The organism is Rheinheimera texasensis DSM 17496, from assembly GCF_000711985.1.
GTDB lineage: Bacteria > Pseudomonadota > Gammaproteobacteria > Enterobacterales > Alteromonadaceae > Pararheinheimera > Pararheinheimera texasensis.
The window spans coordinates 92,991-115,399 of record NZ_JONU01000007.1 but is presented as its reverse complement, the minus strand read 5'-3'; the positions used below and the strand labels follow the sequence as shown (position 1 = coordinate 115,399).

The 22,409-nt window shown below is 51.2% G+C and carries 21 protein-coding genes; 10 read left to right on the top strand and 11 right to left on the bottom strand.

Translation table 11 applies throughout. The features are described from left to right. Positions 1–17: 17 nt before the first annotated feature. Together Q399_RS0100660 and Q399_RS0100655 are read right to left on the bottom strand one after the other, a co-directional pair. Positions 18–587, bottom strand: a complete 570-nt coding sequence (locus Q399_RS0100660; RefSeq protein ID WP_031564393.1) for a YceI family protein — start codon at positions 585–587, stop codon at positions 18–20. Then, complete coding sequence (locus tag Q399_RS0100655) at positions 588–1,160, bottom strand: cytochrome b (protein WP_037045436.1); 573 nt, start codon at positions 1,158–1,160, stop codon at positions 588–590. 293 nt (positions 1,161–1,453) lie between these two features. On the opposite strand from Q399_RS0100655, the gene Q399_RS0100650 reads away from it, so the two are divergent. From Q399_RS0100650 to Q399_RS0100640, 3 genes are all read left to right on the top strand, one after another. Then, the gene (locus Q399_RS0100650) at positions 1,454–1,891 is read left to right on the top strand and encodes a BlaI/MecI/CopY family transcriptional regulator (RefSeq protein ID WP_084164027.1); all 438 of its coding nucleotides are present in this window, start codon (positions 1,454–1,456) and stop codon (positions 1,889–1,891) included. A 4-nt stretch (positions 1,892–1,895) separates the two neighbouring features. Then, positions 1,896–3,434 (top strand): M56 family metallopeptidase, encoded by a 1,539-nt coding sequence (locus tag Q399_RS0100645; RefSeq protein ID WP_031564386.1) that lies wholly within the window; start codon positions 1,896–1,898, stop codon positions 3,432–3,434. 106 nt (positions 3,435–3,540) lie between these two features. Further along, on the top strand, positions 3,541–4,770 hold the full coding sequence (locus Q399_RS0100640) for a serine hydrolase domain-containing protein (protein ID WP_157836195.1): 1,230 nt from the start codon (positions 3,541–3,543) through the stop codon (positions 4,768–4,770). A gap of 57 nt (positions 4,771–4,827) precedes the next feature. Here the strand turns inward: Q399_RS0100640 and trhO are convergent, their stop codons facing one another. Continuing rightward, on the bottom strand, positions 4,828–5,745 hold the full coding sequence (trhO, locus tag Q399_RS0100635) for an oxygen-dependent tRNA uridine(34) hydroxylase TrhO (RefSeq protein WP_031564382.1): 918 nt from the start codon (positions 5,743–5,745) through the stop codon (positions 4,828–4,830). Between the two features lie 86 nt (positions 5,746–5,831). After that, the gene (locus Q399_RS0100630; RefSeq protein WP_157836194.1) at positions 5,832–6,359 is read right to left on the bottom strand and encodes a YaeQ family protein; all 528 of its coding nucleotides are present in this window, start codon (positions 6,357–6,359) and stop codon (positions 5,832–5,834) included. A 233-nt stretch (positions 6,360–6,592) separates the two neighbouring features. Here Q399_RS0100630 and Q399_RS0100625 point away from each other — a divergent pair, with 233 nt between their 5' ends. Beyond that, on the top strand, positions 6,593–8,935 hold the full coding sequence (locus tag Q399_RS0100625) for a TonB-dependent receptor (protein ID WP_031564378.1): 2,343 nt from the start codon (positions 6,593–6,595) through the stop codon (positions 8,933–8,935). A gap of 58 nt (positions 8,936–8,993) precedes the next feature. Here the strand turns inward: Q399_RS0100625 and Q399_RS0100620 are convergent, their stop codons facing one another. From Q399_RS0100620 to Q399_RS0100610, 3 genes are all read right to left on the bottom strand, one after another. Further along, complete coding sequence (locus Q399_RS0100620) at positions 8,994–9,371, bottom strand: VOC family protein (RefSeq protein ID WP_031564376.1); 378 nt, start codon at positions 9,369–9,371, stop codon at positions 8,994–8,996. Positions 9,372–9,477: 106 nt separating this feature from the next. Beyond that, complete coding sequence (gene ydiJ / locus Q399_RS0100615; protein WP_031564373.1) at positions 9,478–12,519, bottom strand: D-2-hydroxyglutarate dehydrogenase YdiJ; 3,042 nt, start codon at positions 12,517–12,519, stop codon at positions 9,478–9,480. A 91-nt stretch (positions 12,520–12,610) separates the two neighbouring features. Next, the gene (locus Q399_RS0100610) at positions 12,611–12,970 is read right to left on the bottom strand and encodes a hypothetical protein (protein WP_031564370.1); all 360 of its coding nucleotides are present in this window, start codon (positions 12,968–12,970) and stop codon (positions 12,611–12,613) included. Between the two features lie 192 nt (positions 12,971–13,162). On the opposite strand from Q399_RS0100610, the gene Q399_RS0100605 reads away from it, so the two are divergent. Beyond that, the gene (locus Q399_RS0100605) at positions 13,163–13,888 is read left to right on the top strand and encodes a substrate-binding periplasmic protein (RefSeq protein ID WP_031564367.1); all 726 of its coding nucleotides are present in this window, start codon (positions 13,163–13,165) and stop codon (positions 13,886–13,888) included. A gap of 82 nt (positions 13,889–13,970) precedes the next feature. Here the strand turns inward: Q399_RS0100605 and Q399_RS0100600 are convergent, their stop codons facing one another. The 3 genes from Q399_RS0100600 to Q399_RS0100590 all read right to left on the bottom strand — a co-directional run bounded on the left by Q399_RS0100600 (position 13,971) and on the right by Q399_RS0100590 (position 18,887). Beyond that, positions 13,971–16,469, bottom strand: a complete 2,499-nt coding sequence (locus tag Q399_RS0100600; protein ID WP_031564365.1) for a glycogen/starch/alpha-glucan phosphorylase — start codon at positions 16,467–16,469, stop codon at positions 13,971–13,973. 188 nt (positions 16,470–16,657) lie between these two features. Beyond that, positions 16,658–18,307 carry a phosphoglucomutase (alpha-D-glucose-1,6-bisphosphate-dependent) gene (pgm, locus tag Q399_RS0100595; protein ID WP_031564362.1) on the bottom strand — a complete coding sequence of 550 codons (1,650 nt, stop codon included), beginning with the start codon at positions 18,305–18,307 and terminating at the stop codon, positions 16,658–16,660. 76 nt (positions 18,308–18,383) lie between these two features. Next, positions 18,384–18,887, bottom strand: a complete 504-nt coding sequence (locus Q399_RS0100590) for a hypothetical protein (RefSeq protein ID WP_031564359.1) — start codon at positions 18,885–18,887, stop codon at positions 18,384–18,386. Positions 18,888–18,985: 98 nt separating this feature from the next. Between Q399_RS0100590 and Q399_RS0100585 the strand changes: the two genes are divergently transcribed. The 4 genes from Q399_RS0100585 (at position 18,986) to fldA (ending at position 20,860) form a co-directional block, all read left to right on the top strand. Next, positions 18,986–19,747, top strand: coding sequence for an alpha/beta fold hydrolase (locus Q399_RS0100585; RefSeq protein ID WP_031564357.1), 762 nt, complete (start codon positions 18,986–18,988; stop codon positions 19,745–19,747). 61 nt (positions 19,748–19,808) lie between these two features. After that, positions 19,809–20,030, top strand: a complete 222-nt coding sequence (locus tag Q399_RS0100580; protein WP_031564354.1) for a DUF2788 domain-containing protein — start codon at positions 19,809–19,811, stop codon at positions 20,028–20,030. After that, positions 20,030–20,317 (top strand): LexA regulated protein, encoded by a 288-nt coding sequence (ybfE, locus tag Q399_RS0100575; RefSeq protein ID WP_031564353.1) that lies wholly within the window; start codon positions 20,030–20,032, stop codon positions 20,315–20,317. Before Q399_RS0100580 ends, ybfE begins: the two co-directional genes overlap by 1 nt. Before the next feature lie 12 nt (positions 20,318–20,329). Continuing rightward, positions 20,330–20,860 (top strand): flavodoxin FldA, encoded by a 531-nt coding sequence (gene fldA / locus Q399_RS0100570; RefSeq protein WP_031564351.1) that lies wholly within the window; start codon positions 20,330–20,332, stop codon positions 20,858–20,860. 66 nt (positions 20,861–20,926) lie between these two features. On the opposite strand, the gene Q399_RS22280 is transcribed toward fldA, so the two are convergent. Then, on the bottom strand, positions 20,927–21,745 hold the full coding sequence (locus Q399_RS22280) for a DUF4442 domain-containing protein (RefSeq protein ID WP_245612794.1): 819 nt from the start codon (positions 21,743–21,745) through the stop codon (positions 20,927–20,929). Positions 21,746–21,921: 176 nt separating this feature from the next. Here Q399_RS22280 and fur point away from each other — a divergent pair, with 176 nt between their 5' ends. Next, positions 21,922–22,368, top strand: a complete 447-nt coding sequence (gene fur, locus Q399_RS0100555) for a ferric iron uptake transcriptional regulator (protein WP_031564348.1) — start codon at positions 21,922–21,924, stop codon at positions 22,366–22,368. Positions 22,369–22,409: the final 41 nt, after the last annotated feature.

Genomic DNA, 22,409 nt, shown 5'->3' with positions numbered 1-22,409 from the left:
TTTCCTTAAGCTCGAACTTATTTACGCACACCTTCAACAACCAGATCCAGATACACGGTTTCTGATGCCGGGCCGAGGATGTTTTTGATAGCGAAATCACTCAGTTTAATGCTGGTCGTACCGTGGAAACCCGCGCGGTAACCGCCCCACGGGTCTTTGCCTTCACCGGTCTTGGTCGCAGCAATGGTTACTTCTTTAGTCACGCCATTTAAGGTGAAGTTACCGACCAGGTCAAATTTGCCATCAGCGCCCGGCACCACTTTGGTGCTGACAAAGCTGGCTTTCGGGTGTTTGTCCACATTCAGGAAATCACCGCTACGCAGGTGTTTATCACGCTCAGCGTGGTTTGAATCCACTGACTTCGTATCGATATCCAGCTTTATTTTGGCAGCAGCCAGATTGGCGCTGTCATAGCTGAAATCGCCACTGAAAGTGTTAAAACGACCGTGTAACCAGCTGTAGCCTAAGTGACTGACTTTAAACTGGATAAAAGCGTGAGCGCCTTGTGTGTCGATGACGTAATCTGCTGCGTTGGCAACAGACGTAAAGGATGCGGCAAAAGCAGCAGCTAACAATAATTTTTTCATTTAGATCTCCGGGTTATCAGGGGAAGACGCAGCGGCGTTACGACGACCGAGCATCCGTGTCAGGGTGTTATCTTTATCTACAAAATGATGTTTCAACGCAGCACCGGCGTGTAAAACAACCAGTGCAATCAGTGTCCAGGCCAGATACAAATGGGCTGCACCGGCAATATCAGCCTGATCCGGGAAAAACTCACCAAAACCAGGCACTTCAAACAAACCAAATACCGGGATACCACGGTTATCAGCCGTTGAAATCAGATACCCGGACAGCATAATTGCCACCAGCAACCCATACATCAGTGCGTGTGCCACCACAGCGGCTTTTTGCAACACACCGGCGCCGCTGGCTGCCGGTTTACCAAAAAGTCGGATCGCCACCAGGCGAAACAGCAACAACAAAGCCAACAAAATGCCGAAACTTTTATGCAGGTCCGGCGCAGTTTTATACCAGCTGCTGTAATAATCCAGGCCGGTCATCCACAGTCCGACGCCAAACAGTGCCGGGATCATCAGTGCCATCAGCCAATGTAATGCAATATGCAGCGGATGATAATGTTGCGTTTTTGTGGTCATAAAGCCCTCCTGAAAGCATTCTGGCTGAATCAGCTATCGAATAATAGTGGCAAAATTAGGCTTAATTATTCTAATTTATAAAAAGATTATGACGTCTTTGCGGCAGTCTGCCTTGTGGCGACAACGGATTAAAAGCTGATCAGCCTGACAGTTTACCAACTCAGGGATTGCCATCGCTCCTCTGCTGTTCAGCTTTGGCAGGCCTTTTTCTAAAAACTAAATAATTAGTTGATAATCAACAGAGGCTCGGGTAGAGTTAAAACTAAACAATTAGTTTTAACCGGAGCACTGCCATGGCGAGGCCAAAATCCAATGAACTGACCGCTGCCGAGCAAAAAATTATGCAGGTGCTGTGGCAACACGGGCCTATGACTGTGCGCGAAATCGCAGCAGAACTCAGTCAAGACCAGCCGGTCGCCTACACCACTATCCAAACTCTCTGTCGCATTTTGTTGGATAAAGGCCACGTCAGCTGCGAAAAGCAAGGCAAAGCCTTTTTGTATCAGGCGACAACAGTCCAACAGGAAGCCCGCAGTCAGGCGTTGCTGGCATTGGTGAAGAAATTTTTTGGCGGCTCCCCTACATTGTTGGCGCAACATCTGATCACTGAAACAGCGCTGTCCGCTGATCTTGCCGCGCAACTGCAACAAAAGATCGATCAGGCCGCGGCGACAACCCAGCAGACCAACACCACGCGGTCATCGTCCAACGACATGTCCGGCAAAGAGTAACATCATGGTCGAAGTCAGCTGGCTGGCCTTTTATCTGCTCCTGCATCTGCTGCTGGCAACCATGCTAGTACCAGTATTGTTAGTCGCCGGCGGCAGCCGCCTGAAGCATCAACCCGCCATTATGCTCAAACTCTGGTACAGCGCCGCCCTGTTACTCATCATCATGCCGATGCTGCTGTTACAACCCTGGGCACTGGACCAACAACTGATGCCATGGTTTCAGGCGACAATCAGCCCAGTGCTGGAGCAAAGCACAGCGATAACAGCCGCCGCCGATATTCCCGCCTCCGGGCAGACAATACAGCAAGTGCGCTGGCCACTCACCTCGCAGCTTATCTATCTGCTGGCACCGGCTTTTTGGCTCTGGCTGATTTTGCCGTTGGGTGCTTTGGTCCGCGTCGGGAAATTATTTGGCGGATACTATCAAGCACGTCGCTTGCGACAGGAGGCCTGCCAGGCCCCGTTGAAATCATTCACATCGCCTGTCCCGGTCTTGCAGCATCCGGCAATCCACAGTGCAATGCTGGTTGGTCTGCGCCGGCCGCAGATCCTGCTGCCTGAGCGTTACCTCACTGAATTATCACCAGCGCAACTCGAATGCGTCCTCAATCATGAACTTTGTCACCTGCAACATCAGGATCTGCGCGCGTATCTGCTGCAACAAATGGTTAGCTGCCTGTTCTGGTGGAGCCCGGCCTGGCGCTTAGCTGCCAATCAATTGAATCTTTGGCGCGAACTGCGTTGCGACCATGAAGCCGTCACCAAACAAGGCGACCAAATCCTCTATGCCCAAACATTGCTTGATTGTGCCGCCTGTACACCGCCGCAAAAAAACGCCGGCGCCTTTTTCGCGCAGCATTTTCTACGTCAGGCCGTCCTGACCAGGCGGATTGATGCGGTACTGCAGCCCAAAGCTCCCGGCACCGTCTGGCTGTCCGCTGGCGTTTTTTCTGCATTCATGCTGTGGTTGGTCGCATCATTGTTGCTGGTGCAGCAATGGCAATTGGCCGAACTACCGGCCCGGCACGCTCAGGTGCGGCTCAGTCAGTTAAAGCCTTTGGCCGAATTGCTCCAGGCGGTGCAAGCGAACGATACGACGCAAGTGGTGAAACTGCTGCAGCAAGGCGCGCCACTGGACTTACCGATGCCCGGCGATGGCAATGCATTGATGATTGCCGTCCGCCAGCAACTGCCAGAGATGGTCAACCTGCTGTTAGCTTATGGTGCAGATCCAAATGTCAGTAGCCGCGGCGACGGCAATGCGCTGATTATCGCCAGCCAGCTTGGCGACCTGGCATTGGCAAGACAGCTGATTGCCGCAGGAGCCGATGTTAACGCTGTGGTACTTGCCGACGAAAGTGCACTGATTAACGCAAGTAGTCGCGGCGACCTTGCCATGCTGCAATTGTTGTTGTCCAGCGGCGCCTTCATCAACCTGCAGGTCGAAACGCCGTTGTCGGATGGCCCGCAAATGCGCTCAGCATTAAATCGAGCAGCCAATGAACAAACCCGGCAATTTTTGCTGGCGCGGGGCGCCCGCTGATGTCGCCCTGATCTAACCCTTCACCGCTATACAACTCAATAGCCAGCAGCGCCATTCCGGTGCTGTCAGGCCCGCTTTTGCCAAAAGGAACTCGAGGATGCTGAAGATGAACGTAAAAATATGGAAAATATTAGTGCTGTTACCCGTTATGATCATTGTTGTGCCGGCTCTGTGGTATCTGACTACTGGCTGGCAACAGCTCCCTGACCAGGTACCGGCGATACAACAGATTTATCAGGATGAATTCTCGAGTGCTGCGCAGAGCGCTTTCCTGTCACTGCAACAATCCAGAGCACAGCAACAAATGCCAGCACTCACGGCAGCTGTTGCCTGGCAGGGCAAGCTGATTTGGGCTGGCGCGGCCGGATATGCCGACGTCAGTAGCAAGCGGGCCGCCAGCCTTCAGAGCCAGTTCCGCATTGGCAGCACATCTAAAGCGGTAACTGCAACTGCTATAGCACGCGCAGTCGCAGCCGGAACCTTGCAATTGGATGTCCCTATTGCCAGCTATAAAGCCTCTCTGCCGAATCCACAGTGGCAGGTTCTTACACTGCGCCAGTTAATGTCCCACACTGCGGGTTTGCCTGGTTATGAACAAAATGACGACTGGCGCGGCGTTGTACAAAGCCTGCTGAAACAACGGCATTTTCCAAACGTTGATGACGGACTGCAGATTTTTGATCATGCCACTTTGCAATATCAGCCAGGGCACGGCTTTTTATACAGTTCATTTGACGTCAATCTTGCCAGCAGTGTGCTGCAAAGTGCCAGCAAGACGCCTTTTTTAGCTTATCTGACTGAGCAGCTCTACAAACCGCTCCAGCTGAAAAGTCTTGGGGCGGCGCACCACCCGCACAAAGAGCAGGTGACCTTTTACCAGTCTAAAGCCAATCAGGTGAAACCACATTGGCCGGTGGACTTAAGTCAAAAACTGGCCGGCGGCGGTCTGGCGGCCAGTTCTATCGATTTAGTCACCATAGGCTCGGCATGGTTTGATGTTGCTTTTATTCCACCCCAGTTACAACAGGAATTCTGGACACCACAACGTCTTCAGGATGGTAGTGTTAATCCACAAAACTACGCCCTTGGATTTCGCCGAACTGAACATGGCAATTTGTATTGTGATAAAGACAATCCGCTGAAAAAAACCATCCGCTACGTGCATCACGGCGGTGTTTCAGATGGTGCACAGAGCTGGTTGGTGATTTATCCGGATTATCAGTTAGTGCTCGCTATGAACACCAATATTGTCAAAGAGGATTTTTGTGATTTTGCCTTACAGGCCGCCGGGATCCTGCGTCCATTTTTGCAACAAATTGACCCATCGCTATTTTAGTCTTCAGCAAAAACCAAGGGCACCCGCAGGTGCCCTTGTTTACTTCTAAGTCTCTGTTCAGAAATCGACTTTACCGTCACGGATATGTTGTTCACCGCGTTGTTTGGCCAGTTCAATTTGTTTCTGCCGTTCAGCAAACGACGCTTTTTGTTCCTCAGACAGCTGGTCATGGCAATGCGGGCAACTCATGCCTTTAATGTATTTCTCAGATTGCATATCCGCTGGCGACAATGGCATGCGACACGCATAACATTGGTCATAACTGCCTTGCTCTAAGCCGTGTTTGACGGCAACGCGCTGGTCAAACACAAAACACTCGCCTTGCCACAAACTGTTTTGCTCCGGCATCTCTTCCAAATATTTCAGGATGCCGCCGTCAAGGTGATACACCTCGTCAAAGCCCTGCTCTTTTAAGTAGGCAGTGGATTTTTCGCAGCGAATACCGCCGGTGCAAAACATCGCGACTTTTTTATGTTTGGTTTTGTCCAGATTCTCGGCGGCCCATTGCGGGAACTCGCGAAAGCTGGTGGTATTAGGATTAACGGCGTTTTTAAAGGTGCCGATAGCCACTTCATAGTCGTTACGGGTATCGATCAGAATGGTGTCAGGGTCTTCAATAAGCCGGTTCCAGTCTTCGCCTTTGACATAAGTGCCGACGATATGTTGCGGGTTAACACCCGGCACACCCATCGTCACGATCTCTGTTTTTAGTTTTACTTTAGTACGGTAAAACGCCGGCTCATCGGCAAATGATTCTTTATATGACAGGCCTTCAAAGCGGCCATCGGCATCGAGCCACTGGCGGACTGCGTCGATGCCTTCGCGAGTGCCGCAAATAGTACCGTTGATGCCCTCTTCGGCCAGCAACAAGGTGCCTTTAACTTTATTCAGCACCAAATGCTGATACAACTTATCCCGCAGTTCGACATAATCGGGCAAATTCACAAACTTATAGAGCGCAGCAACAACGTACATATTTCACCTTTTATGCAATAAGCCGGATCGCAAATCCGGAGCAAAAAAACAGCGGCGAATTATACCTGTGACAGCTGAAAGTGCAATCAGTGCAGCGTGGAGCTAACCGGCGGCGCCGCGAGTTCGAGCAGCTGCTGGCCGTCGGTGATTTGCAGCACGTCGTCGTCACGCCAGACACTGAGCTGCATATTGGCTTTGAGCATCTGAGCAAAATCATTCAGGGTGTCAGCACTGACGCCACAGATCTGCAGGTTGGCGCTTTGTTTATGCGCCTGCAAATATTTTTGTTGCTCGTACTCCGGCAACATTAACAACACCTGATCGCTTTGATGGCAAGCACGCTGTAGTTGTTTGTCGTTTGGCACCGCTACCTGACACCAGAGCCGGTAATGGCTGTGCTCGTCTTTGACAAAAAGATCAGGGCCTTTGCCAGCAGCCTGCGCCAGCGCCGGTGCAAATTCATAGAGACTCAGCAAAGAAAGCAGACGCAAACAAAAGTGCTCGACCTCTTCGGCAAAAAATGGCGACAAATAACGGATTTCGTGTAAAAAACGCTGGCTGGCCGCATGGTTATAAAACAGCTCCAGCCGCACGACTTTCATTGCCAGTTGCATACAGCCCCCTTTTTCGGTGACAAACCGCTGCAATTACAGTGTAGAAGCCCGTTTTTTGTCCTGCATAATCCATGCACATAGTGGCTGGAACTTGACTGCACAGCAGGTTTTACAGCGTAAGAAACCAGGGTTCCTGCCTGCCAACTGCCAAATTCTGCCGATGAAGAGTATTGTTACTTTATATCATTACCTTTAAAATGTAATGTTATCACACCTCAATCAGGTAATTTGCTATGACGTTTCGTTTATCCGCCCTGAATTTCGCGCTGGGTCTGGCGTTGGTTTCTACTACAGCAACAGGCGCCGAGTTGCAGCTACAAGGCAAAGTTCTGAATGAACAAGGCCAGCCGGTCAGCAATGCCAAAGTTCACGTGCATGGTCGCCAGCAATATGTGTATACCAACGCTGCCGGTGAATTTCGTTTAACTGTGCAGTCCGGCGCCGAAATCCACATCGCCGCTAAAGGCTTTAACGATCAGTTTGTTAAAGCAGAACAGCCCCAGTTACAAGTCGCGCTGAGCAAAGGCAGCATTGAGCATTTACGCGTCTCAGCAGCCGGTTTACATCATTATGATCTGGATATGGCGCAACCGGCTTCGGTATTAAGTGGCGAAGCCTTACAACGCCGGCAAGAGCCCACTATCGGTGAGACACTAAAATTTACCCCAGGCGTGCACAGCAACTATTATGGCCCGGTCGCGGCAGCACCGGTGATCCGCGGTTTAGATGGACCGCGGGTGAAAGTGCTGAGTAATGGCCTCGACAGCGCAGACGTGTCACGAGTGGGCCCGGACCATGCGATTTCCGCCGACGCCATCACTACAGAGCAAATTGAAGTGTTACGCGGCCCAGCCACGCTGCTCTATGGCAGTGGTGCTATCGGTGGTGTGGTCAATCTGGTCGACAACCGCATTCCACGCCAGATGCGCAGCCCGCAAACCGTCATTGATACCAAATACAACACCGTTGCCAATGAAAGGACTGCTGCGCTGGCGCACGACGGTAGCCAAGGCGAATTTGCCTGGCACTTCGATGGCTACGATCGCCAGACTGATAACTTTGATACGCCGACCTTTACCAATGATGAAGGTGAAACGCTGGATCAGATTGAAAATAGCCAACTCGATAATCAAGGACTGAACCTTGGCGGCAGCTGGGTCACGACTGACGGCCTGATTGGGGTCTCTTATGGCCGGATCAACAGCCAATACGGCATTCCGGGCCATCACCATCATGGCGAAGAGGAAACCGAGTCAGCAGACGAGCACACCGACGAAGGCGTTTATGCCGATTTGACGCAAAACCGTTATGGTCTGGCGGCCGAATGGTATTCCCCGGTGAAAGGCATTGAAACTATTGCACTACAGAGCGCTTACACCGACTATCAGCACGCAGAAGTAGAAGGTGGTGTACCTGGCACCCGTTTTGAAAACGACAGTCTGGAAAATCGCCTCAGCATTGAACACAGCGATTTCTTGGGCTGGCATGGTCTGGTCGGCCTGCATCAGCACCAAAGTGATTTTGCCGCCAGCGGCGAAGAGGCGTTTACACCGGCAACAGATACTCATAGCAATGCTTTGTTTATCCTGGAAGAAAAATCCTTTGGCGATGTGCAGTGGCAGCTTGGCGCGCGCTTAGAGCGCGTCCGTCATACGCCAGTCAACGGCGAGCACGACACCTCGCATGATGACGAAGAGCACGAAGAACTGCTGCTAACGAAATATTCAGCAACAGCATCCAGCTTATCCTCGGGCCTGGTCTGGCAATTTGTACCGGGTTATCAGTGGTCGCTGCAGCTCAGCCACTCAGCACGGGCGCCTGGTGCCAGTGAGTTGTTTGCCAATGGCCTGCATATCGCGACTCAGGGCTATGAGCTCGGTTTGGGTTATGAACTGACAGAAGATGGCGATATCCACTTCCATCCAGACTCAGTTGAGAAGGAAGTAGCGAACAACATTGACTTAGGTTTTGCCAAAACCAAAGGTGACCTGACCTTCAGTTATAACTTCTTCCTCAATGAAGTCGATGATTTTATCTATCAGGCCAATACCGGCCTGACGATGGCACAGCTGCATGCCCATGAAGAGCATGAAGGTGAAGCCGAAGATGAGCACGATCACGGTGATTTCACTGTTTATCAATACCGTCAAGCCGATGCGCGGCTCTATGGCGTTGAATTTGCGCTGAACTGGCGTTTTGCGCCTGCCCAGCAGCTTGAGTTCTTTGCCGACAGCGTGCGGGCAGAACTCAAGTCCGGTGGCGACCTGCCTCGGACACCGCCGATGAAAGCCGGTGTGTCGTATCAGTATCAGGGCGAAAACTGGTCAGGGCAATTTGGCCTGACACATTACGCCAAACAAGACAAAATCGCTGTGGATGAGACAGTCACGGCTGGTTATACGCTGGTGGATGCCAATGTCAGCTACGACTTTGACCTGGCTGCGCTGGACTTAACCGCCTACCTCAAAGCAACCAACCTGACGGATAAGCTGGGTTTTGTGCATAGCTCTTTTGTCAAAGAAGACGTGCCTTTACCGGGCCGCTCGCTGGCTTTGGGCCTCACTGCCCGCTTCTGATAGGTTTTCATGATGCAAAACGGCAGCTATCGCTGCCGTTTTTTTATCCTTGCTAGGCCTAACTCATACTGTGTAAACCCAGCTTGTTGCCGGCGACGTCGAGGAACATACCGATAAACCCATGTTCACCAATCGACATCTTTTCCATCAGCACGGTACCACCGGCCGCAGCAATCTTCTCTAACTGTGCCCCTACTTCAGCACAGCCAAAATAAATAGTGACGCCGACGGTGGCAGGTTCCACATCCGGGCCCTGCACTAATGCACCAGCCGACCCGGGTTTACTATGATCGGCGGCAAACATCGCCATGGTATAAGGTGGCATTTCCAGCCGTTCGAATTCGAAACCAAAAGCCTGCTGAAAAAACTGCTGATTTTTTGCAAGATCAGGCGATGGGATCTCAAACCAGCCCACCGGGTTGTATTCAACACTCATTTCTTACGCTCCTGACAGAAAGGGTCCCGCAGCTAACAGTAGCAGCAGGGACTTTTTCTGCAAACGCGTTTATCACATCCGCTTACCCAACCAGATTAAACCGGGTTTATGGCATCAGCTGCAACAGTGCTTGTAATGGATGTTTGGGCTTAAACCCCTCATAACGCTTAACCTGACTGCGGCAAGAAAAACCGGTAACCAGCAACAAGTCCGGCGCCGTCTGTTGCACCGGGCTCGCCCAGCTTAAATCATATAAAGCGCGGCTATTGGTCTGATTTTGCGCTTCGTGGCCGTAAGTTCCGGCCATGCCGCAACATCCGGTCGCAACCACCTGCAAAGACAATCCGGCCTGCTGGAAAATCTGCTGCCAGCTTTTTTCCGTTGCTGGCAGCGCGGTTTTCTCGGTGCAGTGTGCCAGCAGCTTAAAGCTGCCTGAGCTCTGCAGCACTGGCAACTGCTGCCCGACCAGCCATTCATGCAATAAACTGACCTGATAATCGCCGCGTGCGCTGCCAAGTGCTTTGACATATTCGTCGCGGTACACCAACACCAAAGACGCATCCAGCCCCAGCAATGGCGCACCAAGCCCGCTAACCTGCTGTAAAAACTCGCTGGCGTTATGTGCCGTTGCGGCAAATTCGCGTAAAAAACCTTTGACGTGCTGCGGTTTGCCGTTTGGTAAAAATGGCAGCAACACAGGATCGAAACCGAGTTTACGCAGCAAGGCCATCGCATCAGCGACCAAATCCGCCTCGTAGAAACTGGTAAATGGGTCTTGCACCAACAACACTAATTTGGCTTTGTCTGCGGCGGATAGCGCCTGCAAAGCCGCTAAATCAAATGAGCGATATTGCTGCACGCGCTCCGATAACACAGGGGTCGAGAGCAATGGCGTATCGACATAGCCCACCACTTTTTTCAGCAACCAGGCCACCGGCGCCAATTTGACCAAGCCGTTGACCAAGCCCGGCGCTTTGGCCAATAACGGTGCTGAGCGCTCAATATTGCCGACAATATAGTCTTTCAAAGGCCGCAGATAGCGGCTGTGATACAGCTGGATAAATCGCGCGCGAAAAGACGGCACGTCAACTTTAATCGGGCACTGGCCGGCACAGGCTTTACAGGCAAGACAACCTTCCATCGCCTCCATCACTTCATGCGAAAAATCTGCTTCGCCGCGCCATTTGCCAACAGTATTTTGTACTTTTTGTACCAACGCCGCCGGACCACTGCTTGCCTGCAGCAACTGCTGTTCTTGTGCCAGCACATCAACGCCCTGCTTTTGCATCAGGCGCAGCCATTCACGCATCAGGCCAGCCCGGCCTTTCGGGCTATGGCGGCGGTCTTTGCTGACTTTACTGGACGGGCACATCGGCGAGTTTTCTTCGTAATTAAAACACAGACCGTTGCCATTACAGCTGGTAGCCGCTTCGAAGCTCTGCCGTACTGCGGTTGGAATTTGCCGATCGAAATAAGCGCGTTTTTGACCATCTACACTGACAAGTTGATCCTGACTTTGCCACGGCGTACAGATTTTGCCAGGGTTCATCCGGTTCAGCGGGTCAAAGACACCTTTGATTTTGCGCAGTTCTGCAAAGAGGGTTTCACCAAAAAAGGCCGGGCCATATTCGCTGCGATAGCCTTTGCCGTGCTCGCCCCACATCAGGCCGCCGTATTTAGCGGTCAGCGCGACCACCTGGTCGGAGATAGTCCGCAGCAGTTGTTCCTGCGCCGGATCACATAAATCCAGCGCAGGACGCACATGGAGCACCCCGGCATCGACGTGGCCAAACATGCCGTAACTCAGGCCATGGCTGTCGAGCAAAGCACGAAACTCCATAATAAAATCAGCCAGATTTTCCGGCGGTACTGCGGTATCTTCAGTAAATGGCAGCGGCTTTTGCGCACCTTTGGCATTGCCCAGAAGCCCCACTGCTTTTTTGCGCATGGCATAAATCTGCAAAATGGCTTTCGGGTCGTACGTCAGCTGATAACCGATAATGCCACTTTGCCCGGTCGCCACCGCTTCCTGCAGCCGTGCTTCAAGCTGTACAACTTTTTGTGCCATGCCGGCATCGTCTTCGTCATTAAACTCAACCATGTTAAGGCCAAGCATGGTTTTATCCGGCACATCCTCAATATAGGCTTTCACCTGGTGCCAGATAATGTCCTGCCGCGCCAGGTCCAGCACTTTGCTGTCGACGGTTTCGACCGAAGTGGCATTAGCCGCCACCAAAAAAGGCGCGTTACGTAGCGCACTTTCAAAACTGTCATATTTGACGTTCACCAGGCACTTATGCCGCGCTATCGGCGTGACATTGAGCAGCGCTTCGGTGACAAAACCAAGCGAGCCTTCAGAGCCTGTGATGACGCGGCCAAGGTCAAATTCAGTTAAATCGGCATTAAACACATGTTCGAGGTCATAGCCGGTTAAAAAACGGTTCAGTCGCGGGAATTTTGCCAGAATTTCAGTGCGAAAATCGCGGCAGGTCTGCATCACCTGACGATAAATCCGGCCTTCCGGCGTGTCCTGCTGTGCTTTGTCAGCAGCGGCGGCAATCGGCATCGGTGCGGTTTCCAGCACAGTGCCATCCGCCAGCACTGTGGTCAGCGCCAACACATGGTCGCTGGTTTTACCGTAGACCAGTGAACCCTGCCCTGAAGCGTCGGTGTTGACCATACCGCCAATAGTGGCGCGGTTTGAAGTGGACAGGTCCGGCGCAAAAAAGAAACCATGGGGTGCTAAGAAAGCATTAAGCTGGTCTTTAATCCCCCCAGCCTGCCCCCGCACCTGCCGTTTTACCGGGTCAAAATGCAAGATAGCGCGCATATGGCGGGATAAATCGACAACGATATGCTCAGTCAGCGCCTGGCCGTTGGTGCCGGTGCCGCCACCACGTGGTGCAAATTTCAGCGCAGAAAAACGTGGCTCAGTCGCCAGCCGGGTCAGCAATTCAACATCCTGCTGCTGGCGTGGCAACAACACCGCCTGCGGCAGTGCCTGGTAGACACTGTTGTCAGTTGCTACAGCTAAACGGGACGCGTAACTGGTTTCAATTTCACCAGCAAAACCAGCTTGTTGCAGCGCATCACAAAATTCTGCAACAACCGGGACCAACATCTGCTCAGGACTTAACTTCGGGATCATAACACTGAAAACTGAAGGCAAAGGGACCCCGAGTATATCACCGGCCTATCAGTCAATTAAGACCGATTTCGGCTTTTCAATCACAGTTTTCTTAATCTTCCTGCCGCTTTTGCAGCACTTCACCTTCAATTACCAAACCTGAATTCCCCTTGGGTTGCTGAACAGGAGATTGCCCTTGTCCGGCCGTATTAATGTCGGCCGGTTCGGCGCCCGCTTGCTGCTGACGAAATTGCTGCATATGCGCTTGCATCTGCCGCATCAGTTTGCGTTTTTTCCACCATAGATAAGGCAGCAACAATACCAGCAAAGTGGCAACAATCATCAGCAGCCAGACGCCAAAAACGAATAAAAACAAGGCGCCTGCAATGAGTAACAATAAACTGAACCAGCTGGCCGGCCGGCCACTTTTAAACTGAATAAATACCGGACCTTTTTGGCCAAAACCTGGCATACCAACCTCAGAAATTTGCTGACAAGAATTACTTGCTAACGATATGGGGACGCATTGGGCAATCTCCACTGCATAATTGTAAATGTTTGCGACAGTATTACTCATCGTACCTTGTGCGGTGCAGGCCATACCAGGATTGTACCGCGCGCCAGGCTCTGCTTTACTGAGTGCATATCTCTGCCGGAGACCATCATGCGCTGGTTCTTGTTGCTTTTTCTCATTGCTCCGCTCTGGGCCTGTGAGCTCAAAGTTCAGGTCAGCGACTTTCCGCCTTATTCCTATCAAAAAGATGGTGAATGGCAAGGTAGCCGGGTGGTGTTGTCACAGCGCCTCGGGCAAAAACTGAACTGTACTGTGCGCTTTTTAGACGTGCCATGGGCTCGGGCCTTGCTGCTAATGCAACAAGGCGACATCGATTTAATGTTTAACCTGACGCCAACCCCGGACCGGCAACACTTCATCTGGTTCAACCGGCCGCATCACCTGGAGCGCCTGGCCTTTGCAACGACACTACCCGATCCGCAGTGGCAACAAATCAGCACCATTAACGCTTTGAGCAAATTTCCCGGCACTATAGCCCTTACCCAAGGCAGTTTTATGGGCGCCGAGATGCAAAAAATGTTGCAACAGCCGGAATTTCGGCAAAAAACTATCGAGGTTGCAGAACGTCGGATTAAAAACGAGCTGGTACTGAAAGACCGTGCTCAGGGGTTAGTGGAAGATTTAGATTATCTGCAGTTCGCCAGAGCGAATTTTCCCGAGTATCAGCAGCTTTACATCACACCGCTGCGCCTGACACAAACCAAAGTTGCAGCCGGATTCAGTAAGAATTCTGTGCTGGCCATCCAGCGGCAAGAAATAGAACAAGCGATCGCCGAACTCGATGAAGCCGGGCTCTGGTTCAACGGATCGCCATGAATGTAAAGAGCCGGCCCTGGGCTGTTTTCTGCTCAGTGACACCCGGTAAAAAGCCGCTTTGCAGCGGCTTTTTGTACTTCGCTCAGGGTTTTACTGTGACGTTACAGCGCTCGAGCTGCCAAACCCGCTCTACGTAGTCTTCAATCGACCGGTCCGAGTTAAATTTAGCGACACTCGCCGTGTTCAGCATGGCTTTACGTGCCCAGCCACTGCGATCACGGTACCAGCTATCGATTTGCTGCTGGGCTTCACAATATGAAGCAAAGTCCGCCAGCACCAGATAATGATCACCGCCTTCCAGCAGGCTGCGTTTGATTGCAGCCAGCTCACCCGGTTTACCCGGCGTGAAATAATCGGTTTCCAGCCAGTCCAGAATGGCCTTCAGTTCCGGGTTATTCAGGTAATAATCATGCGGATTGTAACCTTGCTGGTAAAGCGCTTTGACTTCGTCCACCGTCAGACCGAAGATCGCGATATTATCAGCACCGACTTCTTCTGCAATTTCGATATTGGCGCCGTCCAAAGTACCAACAGTCACTGCACCATTGAGTGCGAGTTTCATATTGCCGGTGCCTGACGCCTCTTTACCGGCTGTAGAGATTTGCTCGGACACATCGGCTGCCGGGATCATTTTCTCGGCAAGGCTCACGCGGTAATTCGGCATAAACACCACTTTAATCCGGTTTTTCACCCGTTTATCGTGGTTAATCTTGTCAGCAATTTTATTGATGGCGTAGATAATTTCTTTCGCCAGTTTATATCCGGGCGCTGCTTTGGCACCAAACAGGAAAACACGCGGCACCATATCGTAATCCGGATTTTGTAAAATCCGGCGGTACAACGCCAGAATGTGGAGCAGATTCAGGTGCTGCCGTTTGTATTCGTGCAGGCGTTTAATTTGCACGTCAAACAACGCATGCGGGTCAATGTCCACGCCGGTCAGCTTTTTCACTTCAGTGGCCAGTTCGGCTTTGTTTTGCTGTTTGATTGCCATAAAGGCATCCTGCATTGCCGGGTCGTCGGCAAATGCTTTTAACTTGGCAAGTTCAGTTAACTGTGTCGGCCAGGTGGTGCCGATTGTGTTGTCCAATAACTTCGCCAGGCGTGGGTTACAAGCTTTTAACCAGCGCCGTGGTGTTACACCATTGGTGATATTGGTGAATTTATCCGGCCACAGCGCAACCATTTCTGGAAATAAGTCTGATTTCACCAGCTGCGAGTGAATTTCTGCCACGCCATTGACACGGAACGAACCGACCACACACAAATGGCCCATCCGAACCATCGGCTCGTGCCCTTCTTCGATGATCGATAACTTGCGTTTTTTCTCGACATCACCCGGCCAGCGTACGTCTACCTGTTCGACCAGGAACCGGCGGTTGATTTCGTAGATAATTTCCAGGTGACGCGGTAACACTTTTTCAAACAACCGCACCGGCCAGCGCTCTAGCGCCTCTGGCAGCAATGTATGGTTGGTGTACGCAAACACATGCTGACAAATATTCCATGCGTCATCCCAGGTCATCTCTGCACGGTCGACTAAGATCCGCATCAGTTCCGGAATAGCCACTGTTGGGTGTGTGTCGTTTAACTGAATAACCACTTGTTTGGCAAACTGCGACCAGTCATCACCGTGCGCGCGTTTGTAGCGGCGGATAATATCTTTGAGTGAACTGGAGCAGAAGAAATATTGCTGGATAAGCCGCAGCTCTTTGCCCGCTTCTGTTTCATCATTTGGATACAATACTTTGGAGATGGTTTCCGCTTCGATATTCTCGCGCGCCGCATCGACATAACCGCCGGAGTTAAACACGTCCCAGTTAAAGAAGTCACTGGCGCGGCTTTCCCACAGGCGCAGTACGTTGACCGAGCTGCCGTTATAACCCACTACCGGAATATCCCAGGGCACTGCTTTAATGATGCGGCCAGGGTGCCAGACTTTTTTCATCCGGCCTTGCAGATCGTACACCGTTTCGACATAACCATACACTGAGATTTCCTGCGCCGATTCCGGCCGGCAAATCTCCCACGGATTTCCATATTCACGCCACGAATCCGGCCGCTCGATTTGCATACCGTGCTGGAATTCCTGTTTAAACAGGCCATGCTCGTAATGAATGCCATAGCCAATGGCCGGATAATTCAGCGTCGCCATGGAGTCAATAAAGCAGGCAGCAAGACGGCCCAGACCGCCGTTGCCCAGTGCCATGTCTTCTTCCTGCTCTTCCAGATCGGCAATGTTGATGCCAAGTTCCAGCAGCGCCTGTTTGGCTTCTTCGTAAAACCCCAGATTGTGCAGGTTGTTACTGAATAAACGCCCCATCAGGTATTCGAGGCTGAAATAATGCACGGCGCGGGTATTTTGCTGATAGTGGGTACGCTGCGTGTTACGCAGGCCATCAAACACATATTCGTTGACCGAGGCACAGGTGGCGCGCCACCAGGCTTGCGGGCTGGCTTTATTGACGTCGGTGCCGAGGGTGCTGTGCAGGTGGCGGACGATGCGTTCTTTCAGTTCCACGGCGTTTGGCCGCGCTCCGACAGCAGTCGTGGCAGGAGCAGTCGTAACTTTGGCTTTCATAATAAGGTTCCAGCTGTTAAGGGTCCGATGACCGTCACTTCATCTGGATCTTAATCGATTAACCTCAAAAGTCCAGATCAAAATAATCATGTAACAAAATTACAGAATAGACCGTGATAATGCAAGAAACTAAAGGTATTGCTTTGCATTCTGTAATCCAATTACATACGAATGCAAAGCCTTGACAATCAGCCGGCGCGGCGGAATACCTCTGCCACAAAGGCTTTGGCATCAAGTTCCAGCGCGTCGAGGTGCGCCGGGCCGACAAAACTTTCCAGATAGATTTTATAGCTGTTTTCGGTGCCAGATGGTCGCGCCGCGAACCAACCATTGGTTGTGACGACTTTAACACCACCAATGTCAGCCCCGTTACCCGGCGCCTGATTCATGACAGCGAGAATATCATCACCAGCAAGTGTGGTTTGCGTGACGCTGGATACATCAAGTTTTTTCAGCGCGGCTTTTTGTGCCATAGAGGCTGGTGCATCGAGGCGGCGATATAAAGGCGCACCGTATTTTTCAGTCAATGCGAGGTATCGTTGATGCGGGTCCACTCCGGTTTTGGCATAAATCTCTGCCGCCAATAGACCGAGAATAAAACCGTCTTTATCCGTCGACCAGACAGAGCCATCGAAGCGCAGGAAACTTGCACCGGCACTCTCTTCCCCGCCAAAACCCAGGCTGCCGTCGAACAATCCGGGAACAAACCATTTAAAGCCGACCGGCACTTCGTAGAGTGGACGTTGCTGGCCTGCAACAACCCGGTCAATCAAAGCACTGGACACCAGCGTTTTACCGATTTTGATCGATTGCGGCCAACGTGGCCGATTTGCCAGCAGATAATCGATAGCGACCGCCAAATAATGATTGGGGTTGAGCAAGCCGCCGCTTCGTGTAACGATGCCATGCCGGTCAAAATCCGCATCGTTGCCAATGCCGATATCAAAATCGTCTTTAAGCTTAATCAGATTGGCCATCGACCATGGCGAGCTGCAATCCATCCGGATTTTGCCGTCTTTGTCCAGCGGCATGAATGCAAAACTCGGATCAATCTGGTCGTTGACCACTGTTAAATCAATACCATAGCGTTTAGCGATAACCGGCCAGTATTCCAAACCAGAACCACCAAGCGGATCGACACCGATGCGGATGCCGGCAGCACGGATAGCGTCCATATCGACGACGTGCTGTAAATCTTCTACATAAGCGCTGATATAGTCATGGCTTTGGCATAACGGGCTTGCCAGTGCTTCGTTCAGGTTCACGCGCTGCACGCCGGCTAAACGATGTTCAATCAGTTGATTGGCGCGTTGTTCAATCCAGCCGGTGGCATCCGTATCGGCCGGCCCGCCGTGTGGGGGGTTGTATTTGATACCACCATCAGACGGTGGATTGTGCGAGGGCGTAATAATTAATCCATCGGCCTTTGAGCCGCTTTGGCCGCGGTTAAAATTCAGAATGGCATGCGACACCACAGGCGTCGGTGTGTAACCAAAACCTTGTTGAACTTTTACTGTCACACCATTGGCTATCAACACTTGTAATGCTGTCTGAAACGCAGGTTCGGACAAGGCATGGGTGTCTTTGCCGACAAACATCGGCCCAGAAATCCCCTGTGTTGCGCGATATTCGGCAACAGCCTGACAAACTGCCAGGATATGCGACTCATTAAAAGAACCTGCACTTGCCACCCCACGATGACCGGAAGTGCCGAAGGCAACCCGCTGCGCAGGATCAGTTAGATCAGGCATGATGGTGTAATAGTGACTGCAAAGACGGGGGATATTTTCCAGCAGCGCGCGGGGCACCTGCTGGCCGGCCAATGGGTGTAACGACATAAAGCTTCCTTTTCAAATCGTGATACAGGACAGTGGTCGGTCCAACATCAGACCAACGCACTGTCACTGGCGCAGATCAGAGAAAATCGCGGATCGTTTCTGCTTCTTCTGCGCTGTAGCCAAGTTTTAATGCCGCTTCTGTCAGCATCATTTTTTTCCGCGTGGTGTTGGAGTTGGTGATCACCCAAAACTCACTGTTGGGAATTTGTTTCGGATTGGTGCTGCTACCTGCTTCCAATAAATCCGTATCGCTGCGACCAAAATACACCCGGTTGCGACCTTTAATATCCAGCACCTGCGCAAAATCTTGTTTGTGGGCGCGGGCCAGTGCCGACAGGATAATCAAAAAACGGCCAACGACAGACAACTCAGCCTGTAAATCCTGTTTGCTCAGAATATCAAAGACTTTCTGGCCGGAGTTTGAATTTTCTGCGACAGCTGCTGTAACTGTTGCTTGCTGGGCAACTGGCTGCTTATTCAGTAGAATACGGCGCAAAATATCATTGGCACTCTCGCCAATGCGTTGGGTCTGTCCGGCGATAAAGTGATAAAGCTCGTCGTCAATTTCGATTGTGTTCATGTAAATACCTTTAAAAGACCCAAAATGACATTGCCCGCGTATCCGGCCAGGCCAATTGGCACTGCAGACAGAGCCGCGGCAGAATCAAGAGGAAATCCATGATATTACATACCGACATCACAGGCCAAGGGACTCCGTTGTTATTAATTCACGGACTGTTCGGCAGTGGCGAGAATCTCGGCATGATAGCGCGGTTATTAGCCGACCGTTTTCGGGTGATCAATGTTGATTTGCGTAACCATGGCCGTTCCGGCCACAGCGACGACGTGAGTTATTCACTGATGGCTGCAGATCTGGTCGAAACCATGGACGCTTTAGGGCTGGAGAACGCGGCGGTGCTGGGCCATTCAATGGGCGGCAAAGCGGCTATGCAACTTGCATTGTCATACCCAACGCGGGTCAGTAAGTTGGTGTTGGCGGATATTTCGCCGGTGGTCAGTCAGGCCCGTCACCTGGGAATTCTTGATGCGTTAAACAGCATTGATTTGACGACACTTCACGATCGCAAAGACGCTGACCGTCAGTTGCAACAAGGGATCAGCGACGCCGGCACCCGCGCTTTTTTGCTTAAAAGCCTGCAGAAAACCGAACACGGCTTTCAGTGGCGTTTTAATCTGGCTGCGCTCACAGCGCAATATCAGCAAGTGCTGGCTGCGCCGCAAGCCACGTCAGCCTATGATGGCCCGGTGCTCTTTATCAAAGGCGGCAATTCAGATTATTTGCTAGCGGAACACCAGCCGCTGATCCAACAACTGTTTCCAAAGGCCCGCGCCAAAATCATTGAAGGCACCGGCCATTGGCTGCATGCCGAAAAACCGGCGGCTTTTGCCAAAATTACTGCTGACTTTTTATTGAGTTGACGCAATTTTTTCTGTTGCGCTTTGTGCTATATTGCGCGGGTTTTTTTTGCAGGTCTCCGTCATGTTAAATCAGTACATGGAACAAATTGAAACCTTTGGCACCTGGTTTGCGCTTGCTGCATTGTTTTTCCTGATCGGAATGGCAATTCAGGACGTGTTAAAAAAAGGCGATGTGCCAAAATTCGGCAGAATTTTTGTCTGGCTGGTATTGTTTCTGGGATGCTTCGGTTTTATTGCCAAAGGCATTATTCAGGTCATTTACGAGTCACAGGGCATGGGCTGATGGCAAAGATCACCAGTGACAGAACAACCATTGACCTGTTCGCCCATGAAAAGCGGCCGGGTCGACCAAAAACCAATCCTCTGCCGCGTGAAGAACAGCTGAAGCTGAATAAACGCAATCAGGTGCGGCGAGATCGCAGTAAAGGATTAAAACGTATCGAGTCAAAGATACCGGAAGATTTGTATCAAAAACTGGATGCAAGAGCACAGGCACTGCAGACAACCCGCAGTGCGTTGATCGAACAACTGTTAACTCAGGCTTTAGCAAAGCCGTTGATGACAAAGTAAGAAGGCTGAATTATGGCTACTGTTGGTATTTTCTTTGGCAGCGACACCGGTAACACCGAACATGTCGCGAAACAAATCCAGAAAGAACTGGGTAAAAATCTGGTTGATGTTCACGATATTGCCAAAAGCTCAAAAGAAGACATCGCCGCTTTTGACCTGCTGCTGTTCGGGATCCCGACCTGGTACTATGGCGAAGCGCAATGTGACTGGGATGACTTTTTCCCTGAGCTGGAAAACATTGATTTTAATAACAAGTTAGTCGCAATTTTCGGCTGCGGCGATCAAGAAGATTACGCTGAGTATTTCCTTGATGCTATGGGTACCTTACGCGATATCATTGAGCCTAAAGGCGCTATCATCGTCGGTCACTGGCCTACCAAGGGCTACAATTTCGTCGCCTCCAAAGCACTGGTTGATAACGACCATTTTGTTGGTTTGGGTATAGACGAAGACCGCCAGCCAGAACTGAGCGAAGCGCGGATCAAACAATGGTGTAAGCAGATTTATGATGAGCTGAGCCTTAAAGACCTCGAAGGTCTCTGATCACAGCATCTTTGGACGATAAAGCCACCGATTGGTGGCTTTGTTGTTTCTGTGCTTTGCACCGTTTTAGCGCACCTGAGTCCGATCAAATATTGGATTCTGGATGAGTCCCAACACATTACCAAAAGGATCGCCCAGACTTGCGACTCTGATGCCGTCACCAACATCCGTTACCGGCGCAACCACCTCGGCGCCCAGAGCTCTGACACGTTCAAGCTCAGTGTCAATATCCGCAGTACCCCAATACACCACCTGGCCGTCCCGACTGGGTTGTCCGTCCGGTACCAGCCCAAGCTCAAAACCACCGATGGCAAAACCGACATAAAAAGGTTGATTAAAATACGGTTCTGTCTGAAAAACCTGTTGATACCATTCAGTTGCTGCCGCCAAATCAGCGACCGGATAAATCACCGTACGAAGTCCCAGCATCAGTGCCCTGCCTTTAGTTTTCTCTATGTTGTGGTTTCTTCCGAATATAGACAGTGCGGTTGACTTCGCAAACCACCTCACCAGCTTTGTTTTTACCAGTACCAAAAATTGCGGGAAATATTTTTGCCCGTTGTCGGTGGCAGCTTTAATCTCAGCGATAGTGGCATCATGCAACCAGAATTCAGCAGTCAGGTTGCCGCGGCCTGGCCGGATAAAATCGATATCAGCTTTTTTATCCCAGACCATATAGGTTTTACCCATAGCCCCCATCAGCAATAACGGATAGATAGGATCAGTCATCGCAAACATTGAACCGCCAAATTGGCTGCTGTTAATATTGCGCCGCCAAGGCCTGTCGCTCAATTCGACTTTAGCATAACGATAATCAGCCGAGAGCACCGCGACTTTGATGCCATTAAACCAGAATGGTGGCCAAAAATTTAATAAATGCTGCATGACTCCGGGGTTAAACGCCCATTTCATTCCAAATCGCCCTCAACTGGTCAGTCCTGTGATTATGCCGCTTTTCATAGCGTCTGGCCAGCGATCCGGCAGGCGTGCCAATTTTCGCTTTTCCTCAAGCGAATAATAGTCTTATAATCCGGTAACCCTTATTTTTAAGTGATGCCCTCATGCCCGATCATAACAGCGAGCTGCGAAAAGCAGGTTTAAAAGTCACACTGCCCCGCGTAAAAATCCTGGAGATCCTGCAGGACCCGGCGCATCAGCACATCAGTGCTGAAGACGTGTACAAAATCCTGCTGGAAATTGGTGAAGATATAGGTCTGGCTACTGTCTATCGGGTACTCAACCAGTTTGACGATGCCGGTATTGTCACCCGCCATCATTTTGAAGGTGGCAAATCGGTGTTTGAACTGAGCCGTATTGATCACCACGACCATCTGGTCTGCCTGAACTGTGGTAAAGTCATCGAGTTTGAAGATGATGAAATCGAACGCAAACAGCTGGCGATAGCCGATAAAAATGGCATCAAACTGACCCACCATAGCCTGTATTTATACGGCGAATGCGTAGATAAAGTCAGCTGCGAACAGTTTAAAGACAGTCAGCATAAATAGGCTCTGTCTGAGTAATAAAAAAGCCGCTTGATTGCGGCTTT